Source organism: Weissella sp. DD23 (assembly GCF_001579105.1).
Taxonomy (GTDB): domain Bacteria; phylum Bacillota; class Bacilli; order Lactobacillales; family Lactobacillaceae; genus Weissella; species Weissella cibaria.
In genome coordinates, this window is record NZ_KQ970508.1 from 1 (window position 1) to 282 (window position 282).

Sequence of the window (282 nt, forward strand, 5' to 3'; positions counted from 1 at the left end):
TTTCAAATTGTGCATGACGCACGATTAGCGAATCTTCTTACCCCAGTATTGGTACAAATCAACCTTCAAGGCACCGTTATACAACTTACGCTTCTTGGTTGCCTTCGCACCGAATGCTTCTTCGAAACCTTCGTCTGATGTCAAAATGTACTTTGACCAGGTAGGCATGTGGTTGTAGATGTGCCCCATCTCACTGTACAACTGACGGGCGGCGTCTTCGTCACCCAAACGTTCTCCATATGGTGGATTTGCCACAAGAACACCGTTAATCTTATCAGTTGA

Annotated in this window: 1 pseudogene; it reads right to left on the minus strand. The window is 45.7% G+C overall.

The features are described from left to right. Nucleotides 1–24 precede the first annotated feature (24 nt). Nucleotides 25–282, minus strand: a pseudogene (locus WEIDD23_RS12500) (class I SAM-dependent RNA methyltransferase); the annotation flags it as partial.